Here is a 19,291-nt window from a genome sequence, read left to right on the forward strand (position 1 = left end):
ACGCGTCCGGATCAGGCCGCGACCGGCCGCGCCCGATCGGTGGCCACGACGGCCGCGATCCCGGCCAGCGCGCTCCCCATGACGTAGCGCTGCATCCGCACCCAGACCGGCCGTGCGGTGAAGAACGCGGCGACCTGCCCGGCGCCGAGCACGATCAGCGCGTTGACCGTCAACGCGACGCTGATCTGGATCGCGCCGAGGCACAGGCTCTGCACCCAGACCGGCGTCGGGCCGGGATGCACGAACTGCGGGATCAGCGCCATGTACATGATCGCGATCTTCGGATTCAGCAGATTGGTGACCAGGCCCATGGTGAACAGCCGCCGGACCGGATCGGCGGGCAGCGCGGCCGGCGTGAATACCGACACACCGCCGGGGCGCAGCGCCTGCCAGGCCAGCCACAGCAGGTAGGCGGCGCCGGCCAGCTTCAACGCCAGGTACAAGCCGGGGACCACCGCGAACACCGCCGTGATGCCCGCGACCGCGGCCAGCAGGTACACCCCGAACCCGGCCGCGACGCCGGTCAGCGACACCAGCCCGGCGCGCCTGCCCTGCGACACGGTCCGCGAGACCAGATACATCATGTTGGGTCCGGGGGTGAGCACCATGCCGAGCGCGGCCGCCGCCACACCCGTCATCGCAGCGATCTCGATCATGTGGTCGATCTTCGCGTGCGTGGCGCCCGTTCGTCTCGGTCCAGTTGGCCGCCGGTGGTCCGCTCACCGTCGATGAGCAGGGAGTACCGTCGTCGCGGGGGTGTGTCGGTGGGTTCGGGAACAATGGGTGGGAGCAGATCACAGGAGGCACCGGTGGCCGAAGGTCCACTAATCGTTCAGAGTGACAAGACGCTGCTGCTCGAGGTCGATCACGAACTGGCCGACGCGGCGCGTCAGGCCATCGCGCCCTTTGCCGAGTTGGAGCGCGCGCCCGAGCATGTGCACACCTACCGGGTCACCCCGCTGGCCCTGTGGAATGCTCGCGCCGCCGGGCACGACGCCGAGCAGGTGGTCGACGCGCTGGTCAATTTCTCCCGCTACGCGGTGCCGCAGCCGCTGCTGGTCGACATCGTCGACACCATGGCCAGGTACGGCCGGTTGCAGCTGGTGAAGCATCCAGCGCACGGGCTCACCCTGGTGAGCCTGGATCGCGCGGTGCTGGAGGAGGTGCTGCGGCACAAGAAGATCGCACCGATGCTCGGTGAACGCATCGACGACGACACGGTGATCGTGCATCCGTCCGAACGCGGCCACATCAAGCAGATGTTGCTCAAGATCGGCTGGCCCGCCGAGGATCTGGCCGGATACGTCGACGGCGAGGCGCATCCGATCGATCTCGATTACACCGGCGGTGCCTGGCATCTGCGCGACTACCAGGAGATGGCGGCCGATTCGTTCTGGGCCGGTGGCTCGGGTGTGGTGGTGCTGCCGTGTGGTGCGGGCAAGACCATGGTCGGTGCCGCGGCCATGGCGCGCGCGAAGGCCACCACGCTGATCCTGGTCACCAATACCGTGGCCGGGCGGCAGTGGCGGCGCGAGCTGCTGGCGCGCACCTCGCTCACCGAGGACGAGATCGGCGAGTACTCCGGTGAACGCAAGGAGATCCGGCCGGTCACCATCGCCACCTACCAGGTGATCACCCGGCGTACCAAGGGCGAGTACAAGCATCTGGAACTGTTCGACAGCCGCGATTGGGGCCTGGTCATCTACGACGAGGTCCATCTGCTGCCCGCCCCGGTGTTCCGGATGACGGCCGACCTGCAATCGCGTCGTCGGCTGGGGCTCACCGCCACCCTGGTGCGCGAGGACGGCCGCGAGGGCGATGTGTTCTCGCTGATCGGCCCGAAACGCTATGACGCGCCGTGGAAGGACATCGAGGCGCAGGGCTGGATCGCACCAGCCGATTGCATCGAGGTGCGCGTGACGCTCACCGATGCCGAGCGCATGGCCTACGCCACCGCCGAACCCGAGGAACGCTACAAACTCTGCTCCACCGCGCACACCAAGATCGCCGTCGTCGAATCCATCCTGGCCAGGCACAAGGACGCGCCGACGCTGGTGATCGGCGCCTATCTCGAACAGCTGGAAGAACTGGGCGCGGCGCTGGACGCGCCGATCATCCAGGGATCGACGAGAAACAAAGAGCGCGAAGCGCTTTTCGACGCCTTCCGGCGCGGCGAGATCCCGGTGCTGGTGGTGAGCAAGGTCGCCAACTTCTCCATCGACCTGCCCGAAGCCTCGGTCGCGGTGCAGGTTTCGGGTACCTTCGGGTCCAGGCAGGAGGAGGCGCAGCGACTCGGTCGGCTGCTGCGTCCCAAGCAGGACGGGGGTCAGGCGCATTTCTATTCGGTGGTCGCGCGCGACACGCTCGACGCGGAGTACGCGGCGCATCGTCAGCGTTTCCTGGCCGAACAGGGGTATGCCTATCGCATCACCGATGCTGACGACTTGCTCGGGCCGGCCGTCGGATAAGCGGAGGCACCACCTCCACAAACTGTGCTAGGAATGAGACGTGCGACGCTTCGAATTCGTGGTGGACCGCAGCCATGCCCATGCGGTCAACGAAGTTGTCGCGGATCTGCGCCGGTTGCGCATCAGTGCGGTGATCGCCGCCGCGGTCGCGGCGGCCGTCACCGGCTATCTGGTGTGGTTGAACCATCCCTGGTCCTATCTACTTGCGGTGGCCTCGGCGCTGGGCGCGGTCACCGCACTGTGGGTGGTGCTGTGGGCGCCGCGCCGCTCCCGCATCGACAAGCTGTATGCCGAGGGTGAGCTGGTACCGGCCGTCGTCTCGCACACCTACCCGAGTGGGATGGTGCTGCTCGCGTTGGTGAACGTCGCCCGCCCCGACTCCAGCGAGACCCGGTACGCGCTGGTGGTGCGCAAGGTGCGGGCGCTGCCCGGACATGAGGCCAAGGCGGGGGAGCGGGTGCCCTCGGTCGCCGTGCGCGGCGATCACGCCGCCCGGGCGGTCGGTGAACTGCGTCAGGCGGTCAACGCCATGCCCATCGCCTGGGGGACCCGCGACGGCAACGTCATCGAACGGGCCCGCGCCGCCATCAGCGAGGTGGAGTGGCGGCTGCTGTCGGACAATCTCGCCCTGGCCGACAAGGTTCGCCGCAGCTCGGCCAAACGGTTGCTGCTGGATCCGCAGCAGCTGCCGGGCGATCTCGGCTCCTGAGCCGGTCGCCGGCCCTAAACTGAGCGCATGGTTCCGGCCGCCAACCTGCTGGCATTCGCCATCGCCGCCACCGTGATCGTCGTCATTCCCGGCCCCGGGGTGTTGTTCACCATCGGACGTGCGCTGGCGCTCGGCCGCCGCCCGGCACTGATCTCGGTGCTCGGGCACTGCGCCGGGGTTCAGGTGGCCCTGGTGCTGGTAGCGGTGGGCCTCGGCACCCTGCTGACCGCCTCGGCGATGGCGTTGACGCTGGTGAAGGTCTTCGGGGCGCTCTATCTGATCCATCTCGGGATCCAGGCCATCCGCGAACGCAAGAGTCTGCGCGCCGCGATCGGCGGTGAGGTCGGCCGGTTCGGCGACTCGCGGGTGTTCCGGCAGAGTTTCGTCGTCGGGATCACCAATCCGAAGGCGATCGTCTTCTTCGCGGCGGTGCTCCCGCATTTCGCCGATCCGGCGTCCGGGCCACTGCCGGTGCAGTTCCTCGTGCTCGGCACCGTGTTCTTGGCGATCGCCTTGGTCAGTGACAGTGCGTGGGCGCTGACGGCGGCCGCCGCGCGCAACTGGTTCGCGCGCTCGCCGCGGCGGTTGGAGGCGATCGGCGGTGCGGGCGGCGCGATGATCGTCGGGCTCGGCGCGTCGGTGGCGTTGAGCGGAACCTCCGGCTGAGGCGACTACCATCCAACGGGGCCGGTGCACCGGTGCCGGGTGGTGCGGTGTCGAACGAGGGGTGTGGGTTCGTATGAGGTTGTCCGGCGTATCGGCCGTCGCGGTGGCGGTGGCGCTGCTGCTCGGGCTCGCGAGCCCAGCGGGCGCGCAGTCCGCCGGCGATCCGCTGGCCGGCGCACCAGGACTCGGCGATCCCTACTACCCGCTGGACGGCAACGGCGGCTACGACGTGCGCCATTACGAGGTCGGCATCGGCTATGAACCCGTCGCCAGGCAGCTCACCGGCTCCACGCGCATCGACGCCACCGCCACCCAGGCCCTCACCTCGTTCAACCTGGATTTCGCCGGGCCGCCGGTGCAGCGGGTGACGGTGAACAACATCCCCGCCGGTTTCGACCGCAACGGCGAACACGAACTGACCGTGCGTCCTTGGCTGCCGCTGCTGCCCGGATTGCCGTTCACGGTGACGGTCGATTACGCGGGGCAGGCAGCGGAGTCAGCGGGCTCGGGCTGGACCTTCGCCCCCAGCGGCGGCGCCTTCGTCGTCGGTGAACCGCATTCGGCCACCAGCTGGTACCCGCTCAACGACACTCCCCGCGACAAGGCCACCTTCACCCTGCACGCCACCGTGCCCGCCGAATGGGACGTGGTCTCCAACGGAATCCGGACCCGCGACGAGGTCCGCGCCGGCTCGCGCACGGTGAGCTGGGAGGCGCGCCAGCCGATCCTCGGCTACCTGACGACCATCGCCATCGACAAGTTCACCTACCTCGAACAGCGCCGCGCCGACGGAACCCCGCTGCTGAGCGCCTTCGCTCCCGGCGCCGCGGGCAACCGCGAACACGAGCAGCGGCTGCCGGAGATCCTCGATTTCTCCGAATCCCTGTACGGCCCATATCCGTTCGATACATCCGGTGGCATCTACGTCGACGCGGAGCTGTCGTTCTCGCTGGAGACCCAGACCCGCCCGATCTACGCGCCGTGGACGGACCTGAACACCGTGGTGCACGAGATCGCGCACCAGTGGTGGGGCGATTCGGTCTCGGTGTACAGCTGGGCCGATATCTGTCTCAACGAATGCCTCGCCAGCTACACCGCCGACTATCTGTGGCCCGAGCGGATGGAAGGCGCCGACGTCGACGCGATGTACCGCGACACCGTGGCGCAGGCCTCGACGATGCCGCACTTCTGGGACATCCCGCTGCAAAACCCCGGTGCCGGAAACGAATTCACCTCCGTCTACTACCGGGGCCCGCTGTTTCTGCACGCGCTGCGCAAGCTCATCGGCGATGACGTCTTCTTCGCCGCGCTGCGCGAGTTCGCCACCGTCAAGGCTTACGGCAACGCCTCGATGCCCCAGTTCCGCGACTTCATCCAGTCCAAGTCCGCGACCAATCTGAGTGGTTTCTTCGCCGCGTGGCTCGATCAGGCCGCGCCGCCGCCGGACGAGTACCTGTTCCCCGGCGACCTCAGGGCCTGAGTGGCGCACACACGCCGCCATGTGACCAGAGTCACTGGCGGGCAGGAATATTGAGCTCAGGCGGGGTGATCGCAGCGGTCGCGGCGATCGGTCGGGCAGTCCATACTCTGTGGGCGTAACAACGCGCCGTCCGGCACCGACTCAGTGTTCGGATTGGACGTACGTCCATTACGTGGGCGGAATGTGGAAGGCACTACTGATGAATTATTTCGGTTTCCAAATGCTCGGCCGACTGCTCCCGAGCATCCTCGCCCTGTCGATTCTCGGCTTCTCCAGCATCTACTGACCTCGGTCTCCGTCGGCCGACCAGATGCGCCCGTCATGATCGTGCGGGTATCCTCACCCGCGCGTTCATGATCCAGTGAACGCTTCGGTGAGAGAGGTTTTCACGTGAAGTTCCCAGGAACGCGGCTGCTGGCGCGCATCATGCTCGCTTTCGTCGCAGCGGTCGCGCTGGCGGTCGCGGTGACCGGATGTTCGATGTTCGAGGATGCGGGCAAGTCCGACACGGCCAAATCCGAGGTCGGTGAGTGCATCAACGTCATCAGTAGTTCGGCGGTCGACTCCGAGACCGAGCCGGTGGATTGCTCATCGGACAAGGCCGTCTACAAGGTCGTCCAGACCTATGACACCAAGACCGAATGCGCCGAGGACTACACCTCCTACGAGGAGACCCTCAACGGCGGGACCACCGCGTTCCTGTGCCTTGCGCCCAATTTCAAGCAGGGTAGCTGCTACGCCGACAGCATGCTCTCCGGCTACAGCTTCGCCGATTGCGCCTCTCCCGAAGCCAGCTTCCGGGTGATTCAGCGCATCGACGGTCAGGTCGACGAACTGCTGTGCGGCGCCGATGCCAACAAGTTCATCACGGTGGCCGATCCCAAGACCACCTTCTGCCTCGGCGACCCCAAAGCCTGATCAGCGCCACTTCGAGCGGGGCCGTGCCATTCCGGCACGGCCCTTGCTGTTTCGGTGGGACCACGAACCGATCCGTTTCAGCGAAGCTCGCGTTGCGTCTACCTGGCCCGAGCCAGCAGGACGGACTGGACCGCCCCGTCTAATCGAGCAGCGCGACCGACGCGATCCGGTGCAGCGTGAAGTGCCGGACCGCGCCGGTGACCGGATCCACCGCGTCGAGCTGACCGTTACCGATCCGCACCGGCTCGACCACCCGCTGAATGGCGGTACCCGCGGCGTCGACGTAACCGATGTTCACCGCCCGGCGCCCGCGCGCGGCCAGTTGCAGCAGGGCCAGCGTGGCGGCGGTGCCGGTGCGGGTGCCGTCGGGGCGCACCGACTGCGTCGACCGGGCCGCGGCCGCCCGCTCACCGGCGCGCAGTTCCCGCACCAGCAGTTCCAGTTGTTCGGTGCTCGGCGGCACCGGCCGATATGCCTGCCGCGCATGGGGGCGCACCGCGATGCGCGCGCCGCGCCGCCGCAGATCCACGATCATGCCCGCCGAATCCTCCCCGGCCGGTGCGAAACCCGCGGCCCGCAATCGGTCCAGCAGTTCGCCCAGCGGGGCCTGCGAGATGGCGACCGTCGGGGCGATCGCGCGCAAGGCGAGCTCGGCGGCCACCGGCGCGTTCAGCACCTGGGTCAGCAGCGCCGGATCATCGCTGCGCACGAACGACTGCGCCATGCCGGCCCGCAGCTGACCGTGGCGCCGCGCCACATCGTCGATCAGGTAGGTCAGCGCCTGCGGGATCGGGGTGCGCGAGTGCCTGCTGAACAGCCCGTGTAGTTCGGCGGCGGTGAGCCCGGCGTCGAGCGCCCGCCGCACCGAGGTCTCTCCGATCCGGTACACGGTGGCCGCGCCCGCTGATTCGACATCGGCGACCAGCGCGATCCGGCTCTGCAGATCCGCCGTGAGCGGACCGGGTGCGATCACCGTCAGATCCGCTTGCACCAGGACGTGATCCACCGGATCCGGCAGCGCCTGCTCCATCGCCGCTTCCGCCGCACCGGCACTGTCGGGCTGCTCAGACAGCAGCGCCCGTCCGGGGTCGCTCAGCGCGCCACGACCGATGATCCCGAGCGCCGCCGCCTCCCCGAAGGTGCGCTCGACCGCTTCGAGCCGGAAATGCCTGCGCCAGCGCGGTGCCCGCCAGGCCAGCAGGCGCGCGGCGCCGGACGGTTCCAGTGCGGTGCCCGCGGGCAGCTCCGCCAGCACCTCGAGCATCGCGCGCCGGTCGCGGATCGCGTGCGGGGTGCGCAGTTCATGGGCCAGAGCGGCCAGCGGTTTGTCGTTGGCATCGCGCATGCCGATCATCCACGGCACCCGATCCGATTCCAGCCAGGCCTGTGCCAGCGTCACCCAGCGCCGGGCCGGTGGCGCTTCCAGCCAGGAGTCGGCGGCGGGGGTGGGGGCCCAGAAATCGTCGGTGCTCTCGATATCCGGCGGCGGATCCGGCAGTCCGCGGTCGATCAGCTTGGCGGCCGCCAGCAGTTCGATCAGCAGGCCGGTGCGCTGTTCGTCGGTGCCGGTGTGCTTGGCGATCCGGCGGGTCTCGCGCACCCCGAGACCGCCCGCGCGCAGGGCGGGTGCCGGTGCCTGGCCGAGGACCTCGAGCACGCTCGCGCAGTGGCGCAGCAGTTCACCGACCTCACCGGCGGACACCGCGTTCACCTCATCCGGCGCATGGGCGGTGGTGGCAGGCGCCGGCGGGGTGAGCGCGTGCGGATCGGTGACGGGCTCGCCGCGCAACACCTGGGCGACGGTGAGCGGCAGTTCGACGGTCTCCGCATCCAGTGGGCGCAGCAGTCGCCGGCTCAGCAACTGCTGCACCGGACGGTCGGGCGGGGTGCCGGGGGCGGCGTCCTTGGTGCGCCCGCGCGGACCGGTGGCGGCCAACTTGCCCAGCAAAGCCCGTTCGGCGGGGGAGATCTCGGCCAGCGCGGCAGTGACCTCCGGTTCGGTCAGCGCGTCCGGCAGTTCGGTGGTGCTGCCCATCGGCCACGGAAGCGCCTCCGCCGCGGCGGGAACCACGCGCAGGGCATCACCGTCGGACCAGATCAGGGCCCGCTCGGTGAGCCGCCGCAACGCCGCGTCGACCGGTGCGGCCTTCACCCGGTCGCGCAGCAGCTTCTTCAATTCGCGACGGGTCAACGGCGGCTGCGCCGAGGCGGCCCGCACGGCCAGGGTCTCGATGATGGCGAACTCGAGGGTGTCGAGCTCGTCGGCGGCGCGCAGCACCGAGGCCCGCTGTTCGGCGCGGGCGGCGAGCACCGTCATCGAGGAGGGCAGCGGCACCGCCAGATCGGGCCGCAGCTCGAGCAGCGACACCAGCTCGGCATCGCTGCGGGCGCCGAGCCAGTCGGCCAGAGAGTCGGTACCGGTCATCGGATTCAGCCTACGATGCGCTGCCGGATGCCGCCGGAGCAGGAGCGGTGCAGTCGGCCATGCAGCTGTGCGGTCCGTATGTGTCCGCCCGCACTCCTGCCCGGGCGGGTGCCGCATCACTGCCGGGCGGGTGTCGGTGTCTTGGGGGGTGGATGCCGTTGTTTTGCGGGCGGGGTCGTGTCTTGTGGGCAAGTGCCGTTGTCTCGCGGGTGTCGCTGCCTCGTCCCGACAAGGCGGGTGAGCGCCCGACGTGTCCGGTTCCACGCCGACCATGTGCCGGCTCGCGGCGGTCACATGCCAGAATGGGCGCGTGGTGAACAAATCGAAGAAGCCTTATGTCGACAACGGCTGGCCGCAGGTGGCCGACGGTGAGCATGCGGTGACCGAGCTGTCGTCCTCGCGCTCCGGCAACCTGTCCCCGTTCGGCGAGGACACCGAATTCCCGGTGGCCGCCGACAAGCTGCCGTACGTCCACCCGCACACCGTTATCAACCGCTGAGCCGCGCGCCCGCGTCCGGCGACGGATCGTGGGCGCCGCTCCGGTCGTAGTTCATCGCATCCGGCGATGCCCCTCGCTCCACTGGCGCTGACGCATGCCCGCGTATCGGTGCCGGTGTGTAGCTGAGCCGGAATACGATTCGCGGCCGCATCCTCGGAACCTACCCCGCCGCACGGGAAACGGCCGAGGCCCCGAAACAACGACTGTGGCCCCGCATCCGATCGGATGCGGGGCCACAGTCGTAGAGACTCGGGTCAGGAGGGGAGCAGACCCTTGTTCGCCTCGAAGAAGTTCACGACGGCCGGGTCGAGCTTGGTGCCGTTGGCCTTGGCGGCGTTGAACACATCCAGCGCCTGCTGCGGCACCTGGACGCCCTGCGCCTGCACCACCGCGATGGCGCGGTCGACGGCGTCGAAGACCTGCTGGCTGCTGTCGGCGGCCGCCTGCTGCGGCGCGGCCTGCTGCTGCGGGGTCGGCTGCCAGCGCGGGCTCTCGGCCTCGGCGGGAGCCGAACGGGGGGTGGGAGCGCTGCTCAGGCCGAGCGAGGCCGAGCAGGAGGGCCACGCGCCCCAGCCCTGAGAGGCGAGCACCTTCTCGGCGACCGCGATCTGCTGTTCACGGGTGGCCTGGTCGGCGGTGGCCGCGTACTGGCCGCCACCGTGGGCCTTCCAGGTGCTCGGGGAGAACTGAAGTCCGCCTTGGTAACCGTTGCCGGTGTTGATCGCCCAGTTACCCCCGGCCTCACACTGCGCGAGTCGATCCCAGTCGGAGTCGGGTGCCGCGCTGGCGTTTCCGGCGAAGGCCACACCTGCGGTGCCCATGATGGCGCCGGTGACGGCGACCTTGGCTACGGTGCGCCCGGTGGAGGTTGGCTTGCGATGGCGTCCACTCATATCGGGTTCGTCTTCCTCTCGTACGCACCTGCGAGGCGCTCTCGCTCGGGTTCGGACTGAGAGGTCGTCCGTCCCGCCCTCACCCCTCAATTCCGTCGGGGGTCCGGTACCCGCGGGGTGAGGTTCGGTGCGGCGGGCCGGTGGTTGGTTGCCGGGTGTCCCGGCTGGGTAAGACGGTACGACGAACCTCGCGAAAAATCACCATTTGGTAACCGGCGTGTACGCGGGGGTCTCGGACCGGTCTCGAGCGGGCATAGACCCCTCTGTGCAGCTAGGCGCGTTGCGCGGTGGGGGCGGCGGGTGCAAGAACGTTCCGTTATCTGGCCGTTATGTGATGAGGATCACAGTCCGGATTGGGTAACGATTGCCCTGGGTAACTAGTTGATGTCACCTGGCTCGTCGTCCGGAGCGCAGAGTGAACACCAGCGCCAGGACGAAGCCGATCGGCGTGAGCATCGCCAGCAGATACAGCCACAGCCCCGGCGCCGAGTCGCTGAGGATGTGCGTCAGGAAAATGGCGACGATCGCCAGTAGGCCGATCGTGAAGACACCGAGCGCGAGCTGGAGCAACCAGTCACCACGCCGGCGCGGCGCACGGCCCGGCGGCGGCTGCGAGGGAGTGTTCGTCACCGCTGCACCGTAAAACTGATGTGCTTACGCGGAGGGCACCGGGGTAGACTCGACGGCAATGCGCGTCCTGCATACCTGTGGGGCGCGTTCTTTCGCACAAGGGCAAGACCTGATCGCGGCGCCGCCGCGCGGGTGCTTCGAAGATGGAAATGTGCCCGGGCCGCAAGGGTCCGGGTTTCGAATGATGAACGGGTGAGCGCAGTGCCGACCGGCAGGGTGAAGTGGTACGACGTCGAAAAGGGCTTCGGCTTCCTTTCCCAGGACGAGGGTGAGGACGTCTACGTCCGCTCTTCCGCGCTGCCCCAAGGCATCGAGACCCTCAAACCGGGGCAGCGCGTGGAGTTCGGGATGGCCGCGGGCCGTCGTGGGCCGCAGGCGCTGAGCCTCAAGTTGCTCGAGGCTCCGCCGTCGGTGCGTCAGGGTCAGGAGCGGGCCGCCCGCAAGGAGCCCGCCGCGCGCAGGCATTCCCCCGATGAGCTGCACGGCATGGTCGAGGACATGATCACCTTGCTCGAGGCCAAGGTGCAGCCCGATCTGCGCAAGGGCAAGTACCCCGATCGCAAGACCGCGCAGCGGATCTCCGAGGTCGTCCGGGCCGTCGCCCGCGAACTCGATCACTGAGCGGCGTAGTCCGGGCGAACGCGAACGGTCGCGGGCATCCTCGATGCTCGCGACCGTACTGCTGTTCGGGGTGTTTACTCGGCGGTCCTGATCGACCATGCCGCATGCGGCACGTAGAACTCGGCGCCGGTCTCGTCGCGCGCGAGGATCGGCAGCTGCATCTCCACCCCGACCAGGCGTAGGTCCGGTTCGGGCTGCGACTCGACGGTGATCGCGCGCACTCCGTCGGGGAACTCGGTGTGCCTGCGCACCTTGGCGATCTCCTCGCCCGAGGGCAGCGCGTACACCTGCTGGATCAGCCAGGGCGCATCGGCGATCTCGTTGGGCAGCGACAGTTGCAGGGGATAGCCCGGCGGCACGTCGAGGCTCACGGTCTCGCCGTAGCGGCAGTGCTCCATCCGCACCGTGCAGTACATGAACGGCGGCACGGTGACCGTGCGGCCGTGCGCGTACGCGGTGATCTCCGGGTCGTGCTCGTCGGCGTTACGTACGAGCACCGTCAGCACACCGACGAAGGCGGCGGACAGCACGAGTACACCGACGGTGAACAGCGCGACGATGGTGCGGGCGTTGGGTTTGCTCACCGGATGGGATCTCCTCGTCTGATATCGGCGGTCCGGCCGTTGCGGCGGGTGCTGCCTTGGCTGTCGGCGGTGCTGTGGTGCGGTACCACCTGCTCGGCGTGCTGGGGCCGATTGCCGCCGAGGCCCGGCAGCAGCGAATGTCCGCGATAACTCACCACAGTCTGGACCAGGCCCGCCACCAAGATCACCGAGACCACCGCGAAACCCTTCCAGTAGTCGGTCGGCAGCAGTACCCCGGCGGCGCCGCCGACCACCCAGCTGAGCTGGAGCACCGTCTCCGAACGCCCGAACCCGGACGCGATCGACTCCGGCGGCAGATCGTCCTGGATCGAGGCGTCCAGCGACACCTTGGCCAGCGCGCTGGCACCGGCGGCGACCAGCGCCGCCACCGCCGCACCGAGCAGATTGTCGGCGAAAACCGCGAACAACGCGACCACCGCGCAGGCGGCCGTGCAGTTGACCACGATGAGCGAGGGCCTGCCCAGTTTGATCCTGGCGCCGCTGGCATTACCGGCGAAATTGCCGATGGCGGCGGCCGCGCCGACCACACCCAGCATGGCCGCCTGCTGCACCGGACGATGCTCGGTGGCCTTGGCGACGAAGGCCACATAGAAGGTGAGGAAGCCGGTGAGCACGCGGATGCTGCTGTTGCCCCAGAGCCCGGTCACCACCGAGCGGCCCAGCGGTTGACGGCGTTTGCGGGCGGGCACCGCGGACTTCTTGCCGGACGGGATGACCTCGGTATCGGGGTCGTCGCTGTGATAGCTCAGGGTGGCGGGCACTTCGCCCTCGGTGATTTCGACCCAGCGCGGAATGCGCAGGCTCAGATAGGTGCCCGCGCAGGCGATGGCGACCGCGAGCACCAGCGCGCCGGTCGAGCCGAAGGCCGCGGCCGCGAGCGCGGCGATCGCGCCGGCGCCCATGGTGCCGCCGACCAGACCGAACACCGTCAGCCGGGAGTTGGTTCGGACCAGATCTATCCCCGGTGGCAGTACACGCGGCGTCACCGCGCTCTTGAGCACGGCGAACGATTTGCTCAGCACCATCATGCACAGCGCCAGCGGATACAACGCCCAGGTGTCGAAGTCGACGATGAGCACCACCGCCAGCACCGCGCGCACCGCGAACGATGACGCGAGGGCGAGCCTGCGGCCACGCTGCAGACGGTCCAGCGCGGGCCCGATCAGCGGCGCGATCACCGCGAACGGGGCGATGGTGATCAGCAGGTACAGCGCGACCTTGGTCTTGCTCTCGGCGGTCGCGCTGGCGAAGAACAACGTGTTGGCCAGGGCGACCGCGATCGCGGCGTCCAAGGCGAAGTTCGTCATCGTCGCGTAGGTGAGCGCGGTCAGACCCGACTTGTCGGCACCGTCGGCCTTGGCCGCACGCTGGAAGGTGGCGAACCCCTTCTCGGTCAGCTCCTTACCGCGCAGCGCGGCGACCCGTGTGACGGTGAGTTTGCGCGGGACCCGGCGATCGTCGACGCGGCCGGCCTCGTCCTCGGGCGCCTCCTGGCGACGATCGTCGACCCGGCGTGGCTGTTCTTTGCGCATCGACCGCGTGAACCGGCCGCGGCCCGGGTCGCGCTCGACCTCCGTCAGCGGGCGGGTCGGCGGCGGCGTGGTGCCTGGATGATCCGGCGGTAGCGGCGGCAACGGCCGACGTCGCCGTGGCGCGTTGGGTGGCGGATATCGATCGAAACCGGGGTGCCGCTCGTACGGTGGGTACTCTTCGCCGTCCCACCGACCGCGATCGGGACCGGGGGGATCGCTGGGAGTAGTCACAACGTCAATTCTGGCGCACAACGGCCGGTGAGGTTCACGCACGCTCCGGCGAATCCGCCGAAAGTGACGTGGTTCGCCTACGGGGCGGGGACGAAACGCACCTCGAACATGGTTGGCCAGTACTTGCCGGTGAGTAGGAAGCGGTCGGTGCCGGGGATCTGGGTGATGCCGTTGAGGACGTCGGTGCCGGCGCGTTCGCGCGGCGGGAGCAGGCCGGAGGCGTCGATGGTGGCGAGGATCTCGCCGGTGCCGGGGTCGATGCGCAGGATTTCGTCGGTGGGCCAGTTGTTGGCGTAGACCGAGCCATCGGCCGCGCACTCCAGTTCGTTCAGGCGCGCCGATCCGCGGCCGATCAGGTCGACCGATCCGGTGCGGGCGAAGGTCACCGGGTCGCGGAAGGTCAGCGTGGCCGAGCCGTCGCTCATCACCAGCTGCCCGGCACGGGCGCACAGACCCCAGCCTTCGCCCTCGTAGGACACCTGCCCGCGCTCGGCCAGCGTGGCCGGGTCGCGGGCGAAGGCGATGCCGTCTTTCCAGGTGAGCTGCCAGAGTGTGTCGTCGGTGACCGCGATGCCCTCACCGAACAGCGGTGCCGGAAGTTCGGCGGCGGCGAGTTCGGCGCCGGTGGCGCGGTCGACCGCGCGCACACCCGAATCGCCGGACATCCCGGTGCTCTCGTAGAGCACCCCGTCGGCGATCTGCAAGCCCTGGGTGAAGGCGCGCGGGTCGTGCGGGGCCGTGCCGAGCACCTCCACGACCAGGTGTGGCGCCTGATCTGCCGGGTCATCGGCGCGCGCGCACCCGGCCGAGGTGAGCAGGCAGAGCAGGGCAGCGACGGCCAGCGAACGCCGATCGGTCTCCATACGGCAAAATGTAGGCCGTGAGCGCAGTTTCTGTTTCGGACTCCGGCGTGCGGCCCGTCCTGGCCGACGCCGTCGAGCTTGCCCGTCGTGCGCTCCTCGAGCTGGAGCCATCCGGGGTCGGTGCGCATCTTGGTGTGTCCGCCGAGGACGACAACGCGGCAACACATCGCTTCGAGGCCACCCTGGCCGGCTATCGCGGCTGGCAGTGGGCGGTCGTGGTGGCGGCCCCGCCGGGCGCGGACCATCCGACGGTCAGCGAATCGGCCCTGCTGCCCGGCCCGGACGCGTTGATCGCGCCCGAATTCGTGCCGTGGGATCAACGGGTGCGCCCCGGCGACCTGGCTCCCGGCGATCTGCTGGCCCCGCCGCCGAACGACCCGCGCCTGGCCCCCGGCTACACCGCCACCGGCGATCCCGAGGTCGACGAGGTGGCCTACCAGGTGGGTCTTGGTCGTTCCCAGGTGCTCAGCCTCGAGGGCCGCGAGGAGGCCGCGCAGCGCTGGTACACCGAGTTCGGCCCCGATACCGAGATGGCCAAGGCCGCGCCGGGGACCTGCGGCACCTGCGGTTTCTATCTTCCGCTCGCCGGTGCGCTGCGTGCCGCGTTCGGGGTCTGCGGTAACGCGATGGGCGCCGACGGACATGTCGTGCACACCGAATACGGGTGCGGCGCGCACTCCGACGTCACGGTGCCCAGCGGTGCGGGCTCGCCGCTGTACGAGGCATACGACGACGCCGCGGTGGACCTCGTTCCGACGGAATCGCTGCGCGCGACCGGCGAGGGCGATGCGGCCTCCGGAGATTCGGCCTCGGCCGAGCAGACCGAGGCAAGTGCCGGAGACCATGCTGCCGGCAGCGCTGTGACAGAGCAGGCTCCTGACGACGCGGAGGTAGCCACTGGGTCCGGCCCCTCGGACGTGGTGACCGAAGCAGCCGGGTCGGATGTCGACCGGGGCGCCTCGACTCTCGCCGAGGCAGAGCGGTCCAGCGCATCGGCTCCGCAACCTGAATCGTCCAATGGCACTGGGGATTCCGAGTCGGCGCAGGCCGCTGATCGCCCGGCCACGGACGCCCAGCCGGAGTCCGGGTCATCGGCGCTGAGCTGAGGCCGGCGGCCGACGATCCGTTCGATACGGCGTCCCTGCGTGCCGGTGTGCTCGCGGCCTGGCGGGATTCGCCGACGCGGTTGCGTGAGGACGCGGCGACCGAGGCCGATCTGGTGCGGGCCGGGTATCGCGACCGGCTGCTGACGGAGTTGGCGCAGAACGCCGCCGATGCCGCGGCGAAGGCGGGCACTGCCGGTCGGCTCGCGGTCTGGTCGGACGAGGGAACTCTGCATATCGCGAATACCGGTGCGCCGCTGGACCTGTCCGGCGTTCATGCGCTGACGGCGTTGCGCGCGTCGGGCAAGTCCGATCCGGCGGCCACCGTGGGACGGTTCGGTGTCGGGTTCACGGCGGTGCTGACGGTGAGCGAGGAGATCGAGATCCGCTCGACCACGGGTTCCCTTCGTTTCTCGCGCGCCGAGACGCTGGACGCACTGCATCAGAACGTCATCGCGGTGCCCGGCGACAGCGGGCGCACGGCCGGTGATCACTGGCGGCCGCCGGCACTGCGGTTGGTGTGGCCGAGTTCCACCGGGCCCGCCGCGGGTTTCGATACCGAGGTCGTACTGCGACTGCGCGATGACGTCGACCCGCAGGCCTTGCTGGCCGCCATGCGATCCGAGGCCGCCGACCTGCTTCTCGAGCTCCCCGCACTCAGCGGCATCCGCGTCGGCGGCGACGAATTCAGCAGCACCACAAGCGATTCGGCGCGCCGTCTGCAGGAATTGCGAATCATCGGCCCTGATCTGGACCAGCGCTGGTGGCAGTTCCGCACCGATCGCGCGCGCTGGCTGTTGCCGGTGCGCGACGGCAGGCCGATGCGCGTCGCGCCCGACGTCCTGCGCGCGCCGACCCGCTCCGACGAGGAGCTGTCGCTCCCGGCCCTGCTCATCGCCGATATCGCCATGCAACCCGACCGCCGCCGCCTGCTCCCCGGCGCTCACGTGACGGAACTGGCCGCCGGCTATGCGGATTTCGCGCGCGCCCTGCCGCCACGCGATCGTCTCACGCTGGTTCCTGTCCCGGGGTTCGCCCGCAGCGAGGCCGACGGGCTGCTCCGCGAAGCCGTCATCCGCGAACTCCAGACCCACTCCTGGCTTCCGGTCATCGCTCCCACCGGCCAGGAATCCCGCCCTACGCCCGCCTCGCGTGCCGAGCTCGAAGCCTTCAGCGAACCCGACCTGCCCGATGCCGACCGGTCCACTTCTGTCGGCGGGGAGGCCCCGGAGCGGGGTCGGAATCCGAGTCCCGGTGCCGCGCCGCGCCTCGATCACGACGTCCTCGCCGACGACGATCCGGCCGCCGGACAGCGATTCGATCTGCCCGGCGAGCTGCGGGCCGATGGCTCGGACGCGGTCCCGACCCGAGCCAGCGTCTTCCCCGATCTCAGCCCCGAACTGGCCACCCTCCTCGCCGATATCCTCGGCCCCTTGGTGATCCCGGAACTCTCGGGTGGCCCGCATGCCGAAGCGCTGTCCGTGCTGGACGTGCACCGAATCGGTTTGGCCCGCTTGGCCGAGCTGTCGGGTGGACTGGATCGGGCGCCGTCCTGGTGGCACGGCCTGTACGCGGCGCTCGAGCCGTACGTCACCGATCCGCTCGCCGTCGAGGAACTCGGTGCACTCGCCGTCCCGCTGGCCGACGGGCGCCTGGTCACCGGCCCGCGCACGGCCGTTCTCGATGACGAACTGCCCGCGCCGATCCCGGTGCACTGGGCGCGATTGATTCATCCGGAGGCCGCGCATCCGCTGCTGTCGCGGTTGGGCGCGCGGCAGGCGACGGCGCGCGATCTGCTCTCCGATCCCGGGTTGCGCGCCGAACTCGAGGACCATCCGGGCGATCCCGACACCACCGATGCGGTGCTGCGGCTGGCCGCAACGGCGGATCCGGCGCAGCTGCCCTCCTGGCTCGGCCTGCTCGAATTGCCGGATGACACGGGCGAATTGCGCCCAGCCGACGAGCTGTTGCTGCCCGGTGCGCCACTGCGTGCGGTGCTGGTCGCCGATTCTCCGTTCGGCACGGTCGACCAGCGGTTGGTCGATGATCACGGTCCCGAGGCCTTACGCGCGGTGGGTGTCGGCTGGGATTTCGCGATCGTCAGCGAGACCGATCCGACCGGACCCGATCACGATCTGCCGGACGAAGAGGCCTGGTGGGCAGGGCTGTCCGAGGATCCGCCCGAACTGATCGCCGTGCGCGATCTGGATCTGGTCGACGACGCCGCCTGGCCGCGAGCCCTGCGTCAGCTGGCCGCAGGCGAGCGCACCCGCCCGCTGCTGGCCGATCCGAACGGCTACACGGCGTGGTGGCTGCGTCGCTACGCCCACATCGACGGCACTCCGCTCGGCGTTCTGCGTCATCCCGGCGAACCCGAATTCGCCGGTCTGCTCCCCGAATTCAGCGCACCCGGTTTCGCCCGCGCCGAGATCGACGCCCTGCGCGCGGTCCTCGCCGACCCCGCGTCGATCACCCCCGAGCTGGCCGAAGCCCTGCTCGCGGCATTGGCGGACCCGGCGAAAACCCCGTCCCCGCAGGTCGCAGCCCGCACTCACGCCCTGCTCGCGGCCGCGGAGGAACATCTCGACCTCACCGAGCTCGAACTTCCCGACCTGGTGCGGGCCTTGTCGGGTGAGACGGTGGACCCGGGCGAGGCGATGGTGCTGGATCAGCCGTGGTTCGGCCTGGCGATTCCGCCGCGACGCCTGGTGGTGGGCGCGGTGGAATCGGCGCCCGCCCTGGCGACCCTGCTGGATCTGCCGCTGGTCTCCGAAGTCGTCACGGCCGAGGTGATCGGCACCGGTCGTGCGAGTACCTGGTCGAACGAGCCGATGGGCGTGGTGCTGCGGCAGTTGTTCGGCCTGCCCGAGGACGATGGCGACCTGATCGTGCACGATGAGCTGCGCGTGCGGCTCTCCGGTGCGGTGCAGCGTACGGCCGAGGTCGCCTGGTGGCGCGACGGCGATACGACCCACATCCGAAACCCGCAGGCCCCGGACTGATCCCGGCCGCTATTTCGCGTAGGTGCTGAGCATCTCGCTGAGCACATCCAGCTGCGTGCGCACGCTTTCGCTGTCGTTGTCCACCAGCCAGCGCAGCACGATCCCGTCGATCACGCTGAGGGTGAACCGGGACAGGGTCTGCACCGGCACCGTCCACTGCGTGGACGTGGCATCGCGGGCGTGGTCGAGGATATCGGCGACGGTGGAATCGTTGAACGCGTACTGTTCCCGCGCGATCGCCAATTTCGCCGGCGTCTGCTCGCCCTCGCGCAGCGCGTAGGTGGTGGTCTCGTAGGTGAGCAGCTGACGTTCCGGTGTGGCTTCGATGTTGAGCCACATCAGTTCCAGACCGTTGCGCACCAAAGTTTGCAGTGCCGCTTTTCCGGTTCCGGCTTCCTGCCAGACCGTTTCATTGGCGTCGACGGAATCGCGCAATTCCATCGATAGCGCTTTGACCAGCTCGGTCATCAGCGCGTCCTTGTTTTCGAAACAGTAATGCACCACACCGAGCGAGACGCCTGCCGCTTGCGCGACATCGCGCGTGGTCACGCCCGCCACACCCTTTTTCTCGGCAAGGCCGATCGCGGCCTCGATAAGGTGGGCCCGTCGTTCTTCGACGCTCAATCGGGAGGACACCTGAGCGAGT

Annotated in this window: 17 protein-coding genes; 9 read left to right on the forward strand and 8 right to left on the reverse strand. The window is 69.2% G+C overall.

The window, feature by feature from the left end:
- Positions 1-11: 11 nt before the first annotated feature.
- Positions 12-656, reverse strand: a complete 645-nt coding sequence (locus GV790_RS16490; RefSeq protein ID WP_163814238.1) for a LysE family translocator — start codon at positions 654-656, stop codon at positions 12-14.
- A gap of 153 nt (positions 657-809) precedes the next feature.
- Between GV790_RS16490 and GV790_RS16495 the strand changes: the two genes are divergently transcribed.
- The 5 genes from GV790_RS16495 to GV790_RS16515 all read left to right on the forward strand — a co-directional run bounded on the left by GV790_RS16495 (position 810) and on the right by GV790_RS16515 (position 6,241).
- On the forward strand, positions 810-2,468 hold the full coding sequence (locus GV790_RS16495) for a DNA repair helicase XPB (protein ID WP_163814239.1): 1,659 nt from the start codon (positions 810-812) through the stop codon (positions 2,466-2,468).
- 40 nt (positions 2,469-2,508) lie between these two features.
- The gene (locus tag GV790_RS16500; RefSeq protein WP_163814240.1) at positions 2,509-3,177 is read left to right on the forward strand and encodes a DUF3239 domain-containing protein; all 669 of its coding nucleotides are present in this window, start codon (positions 2,509-2,511) and stop codon (positions 3,175-3,177) included.
- A gap of 27 nt (positions 3,178-3,204) precedes the next feature.
- Complete coding sequence (locus GV790_RS16505; RefSeq protein WP_163814241.1) at positions 3,205-3,843, forward strand: LysE family translocator; 639 nt, start codon at positions 3,205-3,207, stop codon at positions 3,841-3,843.
- A 73-nt stretch (positions 3,844-3,916) separates the two neighbouring features.
- Positions 3,917-5,323 (forward strand): M1 family metallopeptidase, encoded by a 1,407-nt coding sequence (locus tag GV790_RS16510; RefSeq protein ID WP_163814242.1) that lies wholly within the window; start codon positions 3,917-3,919, stop codon positions 5,321-5,323.
- Between the two features lie 390 nt (positions 5,324-5,713).
- Entirely contained in the window at positions 5,714-6,241 is a 528-nt protein-coding gene (locus tag GV790_RS16515) for an LppU/SCO3897 family protein (protein WP_163814243.1), read from the forward strand.
- 139 nt (positions 6,242-6,380) lie between these two features.
- Here GV790_RS16515 and GV790_RS16520 read toward each other — a convergent pair whose 3' ends face one another.
- A complete protein-coding gene (locus tag GV790_RS16520) occupies positions 6,381-8,666 on the reverse strand; it encodes a helicase-associated domain-containing protein (protein WP_163814244.1) in 2,286 nt (761 codons plus the stop codon).
- Between the two features lie 310 nt (positions 8,667-8,976).
- Between GV790_RS16520 and GV790_RS16525 the strand changes: the two genes are divergently transcribed.
- The gene (locus tag GV790_RS16525; RefSeq protein ID WP_163814245.1) at positions 8,977-9,165 is read left to right on the forward strand and encodes a hypothetical protein; all 189 of its coding nucleotides are present in this window, start codon (positions 8,977-8,979) and stop codon (positions 9,163-9,165) included.
- A gap of 254 nt (positions 9,166-9,419) precedes the next feature.
- Here the strand turns inward: GV790_RS16525 and GV790_RS16530 are convergent, their stop codons facing one another.
- Positions 9,420-10,058, reverse strand: a complete 639-nt coding sequence (locus GV790_RS16530) for a resuscitation-promoting factor Rpf1 domain-containing protein (protein WP_163814246.1) — start codon at positions 10,056-10,058, stop codon at positions 9,420-9,422.
- A gap of 387 nt (positions 10,059-10,445) precedes the next feature.
- Positions 10,446-10,688: a hypothetical protein gene (locus tag GV790_RS16535; RefSeq protein ID WP_163814247.1), complete on the reverse strand. Its 243-nt coding sequence runs from the start codon at positions 10,686-10,688 to the stop codon at positions 10,446-10,448.
- Positions 10,689-10,889: 201 nt separating this feature from the next.
- Here GV790_RS16535 and GV790_RS16540 point away from each other — a divergent pair, with 201 nt between their 5' ends.
- Positions 10,890-11,309, forward strand: a complete 420-nt coding sequence (locus GV790_RS16540; protein WP_171048022.1) for a cold-shock protein — start codon at positions 10,890-10,892, stop codon at positions 11,307-11,309.
- Between the two features lie 74 nt (positions 11,310-11,383).
- On the opposite strand, the gene GV790_RS16545 is transcribed toward GV790_RS16540, so the two are convergent.
- From GV790_RS16545 to GV790_RS16555, 3 genes are all read right to left on the reverse strand, one after another.
- Positions 11,384-11,893, reverse strand: a complete 510-nt coding sequence (locus GV790_RS16545; protein ID WP_163814248.1) for a DUF2771 domain-containing protein — start codon at positions 11,891-11,893, stop codon at positions 11,384-11,386.
- On the reverse strand, positions 11,890-13,677 hold the full coding sequence (locus GV790_RS16550) for an MFS transporter (RefSeq protein WP_163814249.1): 1,788 nt from the start codon (positions 13,675-13,677) through the stop codon (positions 11,890-11,892). Before GV790_RS16550 ends, GV790_RS16545 begins: the two co-directional genes overlap by 4 nt.
- A 77-nt stretch (positions 13,678-13,754) precedes the next feature.
- On the reverse strand, positions 13,755-14,540 hold the full coding sequence (locus tag GV790_RS16555; protein WP_163814250.1) for a glutaminyl-peptide cyclotransferase: 786 nt from the start codon (positions 14,538-14,540) through the stop codon (positions 13,755-13,757).
- 17 nt (positions 14,541-14,557) lie between these two features.
- On the opposite strand from GV790_RS16555, the gene GV790_RS16560 reads away from it, so the two are divergent.
- Both GV790_RS16560 and GV790_RS16565 read left to right on the forward strand, forming a co-directional pair.
- Positions 14,558-15,646, forward strand: coding sequence for a DUF3027 domain-containing protein (locus GV790_RS16560; protein WP_309139008.1), 1,089 nt, complete (start codon positions 14,558-14,560; stop codon positions 15,644-15,646).
- 47 nt (positions 15,647-15,693) lie between these two features.
- Positions 15,694-18,645: a sacsin N-terminal ATP-binding-like domain-containing protein gene (locus GV790_RS16565; RefSeq protein WP_163814251.1), complete on the forward strand. Its 2,952-nt coding sequence runs from the start codon at positions 15,694-15,696 to the stop codon at positions 18,643-18,645.
- Positions 18,646-18,654: 9 nt separating this feature from the next.
- On the opposite strand, the gene GV790_RS16570 is transcribed toward GV790_RS16565, so the two are convergent.
- Complete coding sequence (locus GV790_RS16570; RefSeq protein ID WP_280211052.1) at positions 18,655-19,281, reverse strand: TetR/AcrR family transcriptional regulator; 627 nt, start codon at positions 19,279-19,281, stop codon at positions 18,655-18,657.
- Positions 19,282-19,291 lie beyond the last annotated feature (10 nt).

This window comes from Nocardia cyriacigeorgica, assembly GCF_010858045.1.
Taxonomy (GTDB): Bacteria; Actinomycetota; Actinomycetes; order Mycobacteriales; family Mycobacteriaceae; genus Nocardia; species Nocardia cyriacigeorgica_E.

What these genes read in the sequence shown, in the direction of transcription:
- GV790_RS16505 (WP_163814241.1), top strand. Translation starts at nt 3,205, where the DNA reads ATGGTTCCGGCCGCCAACCTGCTGGCATTCGCCATCGCCGCCACCGTG.
- GV790_RS16510 (WP_163814242.1), top strand. Translation starts at nt 3,917, where the DNA reads ATGAGGTTGTCCGGCGTATCGGCCGTCGCGGTGGCGGTGGCGCTGCTG.
- GV790_RS16490 (WP_163814238.1), bottom strand. Translation starts at nt 656, where the DNA reads ATGATCGAGATCGCTGCGATGACGGGTGTGGCGGCGGCCGCGCTCGGC.
- GV790_RS16530 (WP_163814246.1), bottom strand. Translation starts at nt 10,058, where the DNA reads ATGAGTGGACGCCATCGCAAGCCAACCTCCACCGGGCGCACCGTAGCC.
- GV790_RS16520 (WP_163814244.1), bottom strand. Translation starts at nt 8,666, where the DNA reads ATGACCGGTACCGACTCTCTGGCCGACTGGCTCGGCGCCCGCAGCGAT.
- GV790_RS16555 (WP_163814250.1), bottom strand. Translation starts at nt 14,540, where the DNA reads ATGGAGACCGATCGGCGTTCGCTGGCCGTCGCTGCCCTGCTCTGCCTG.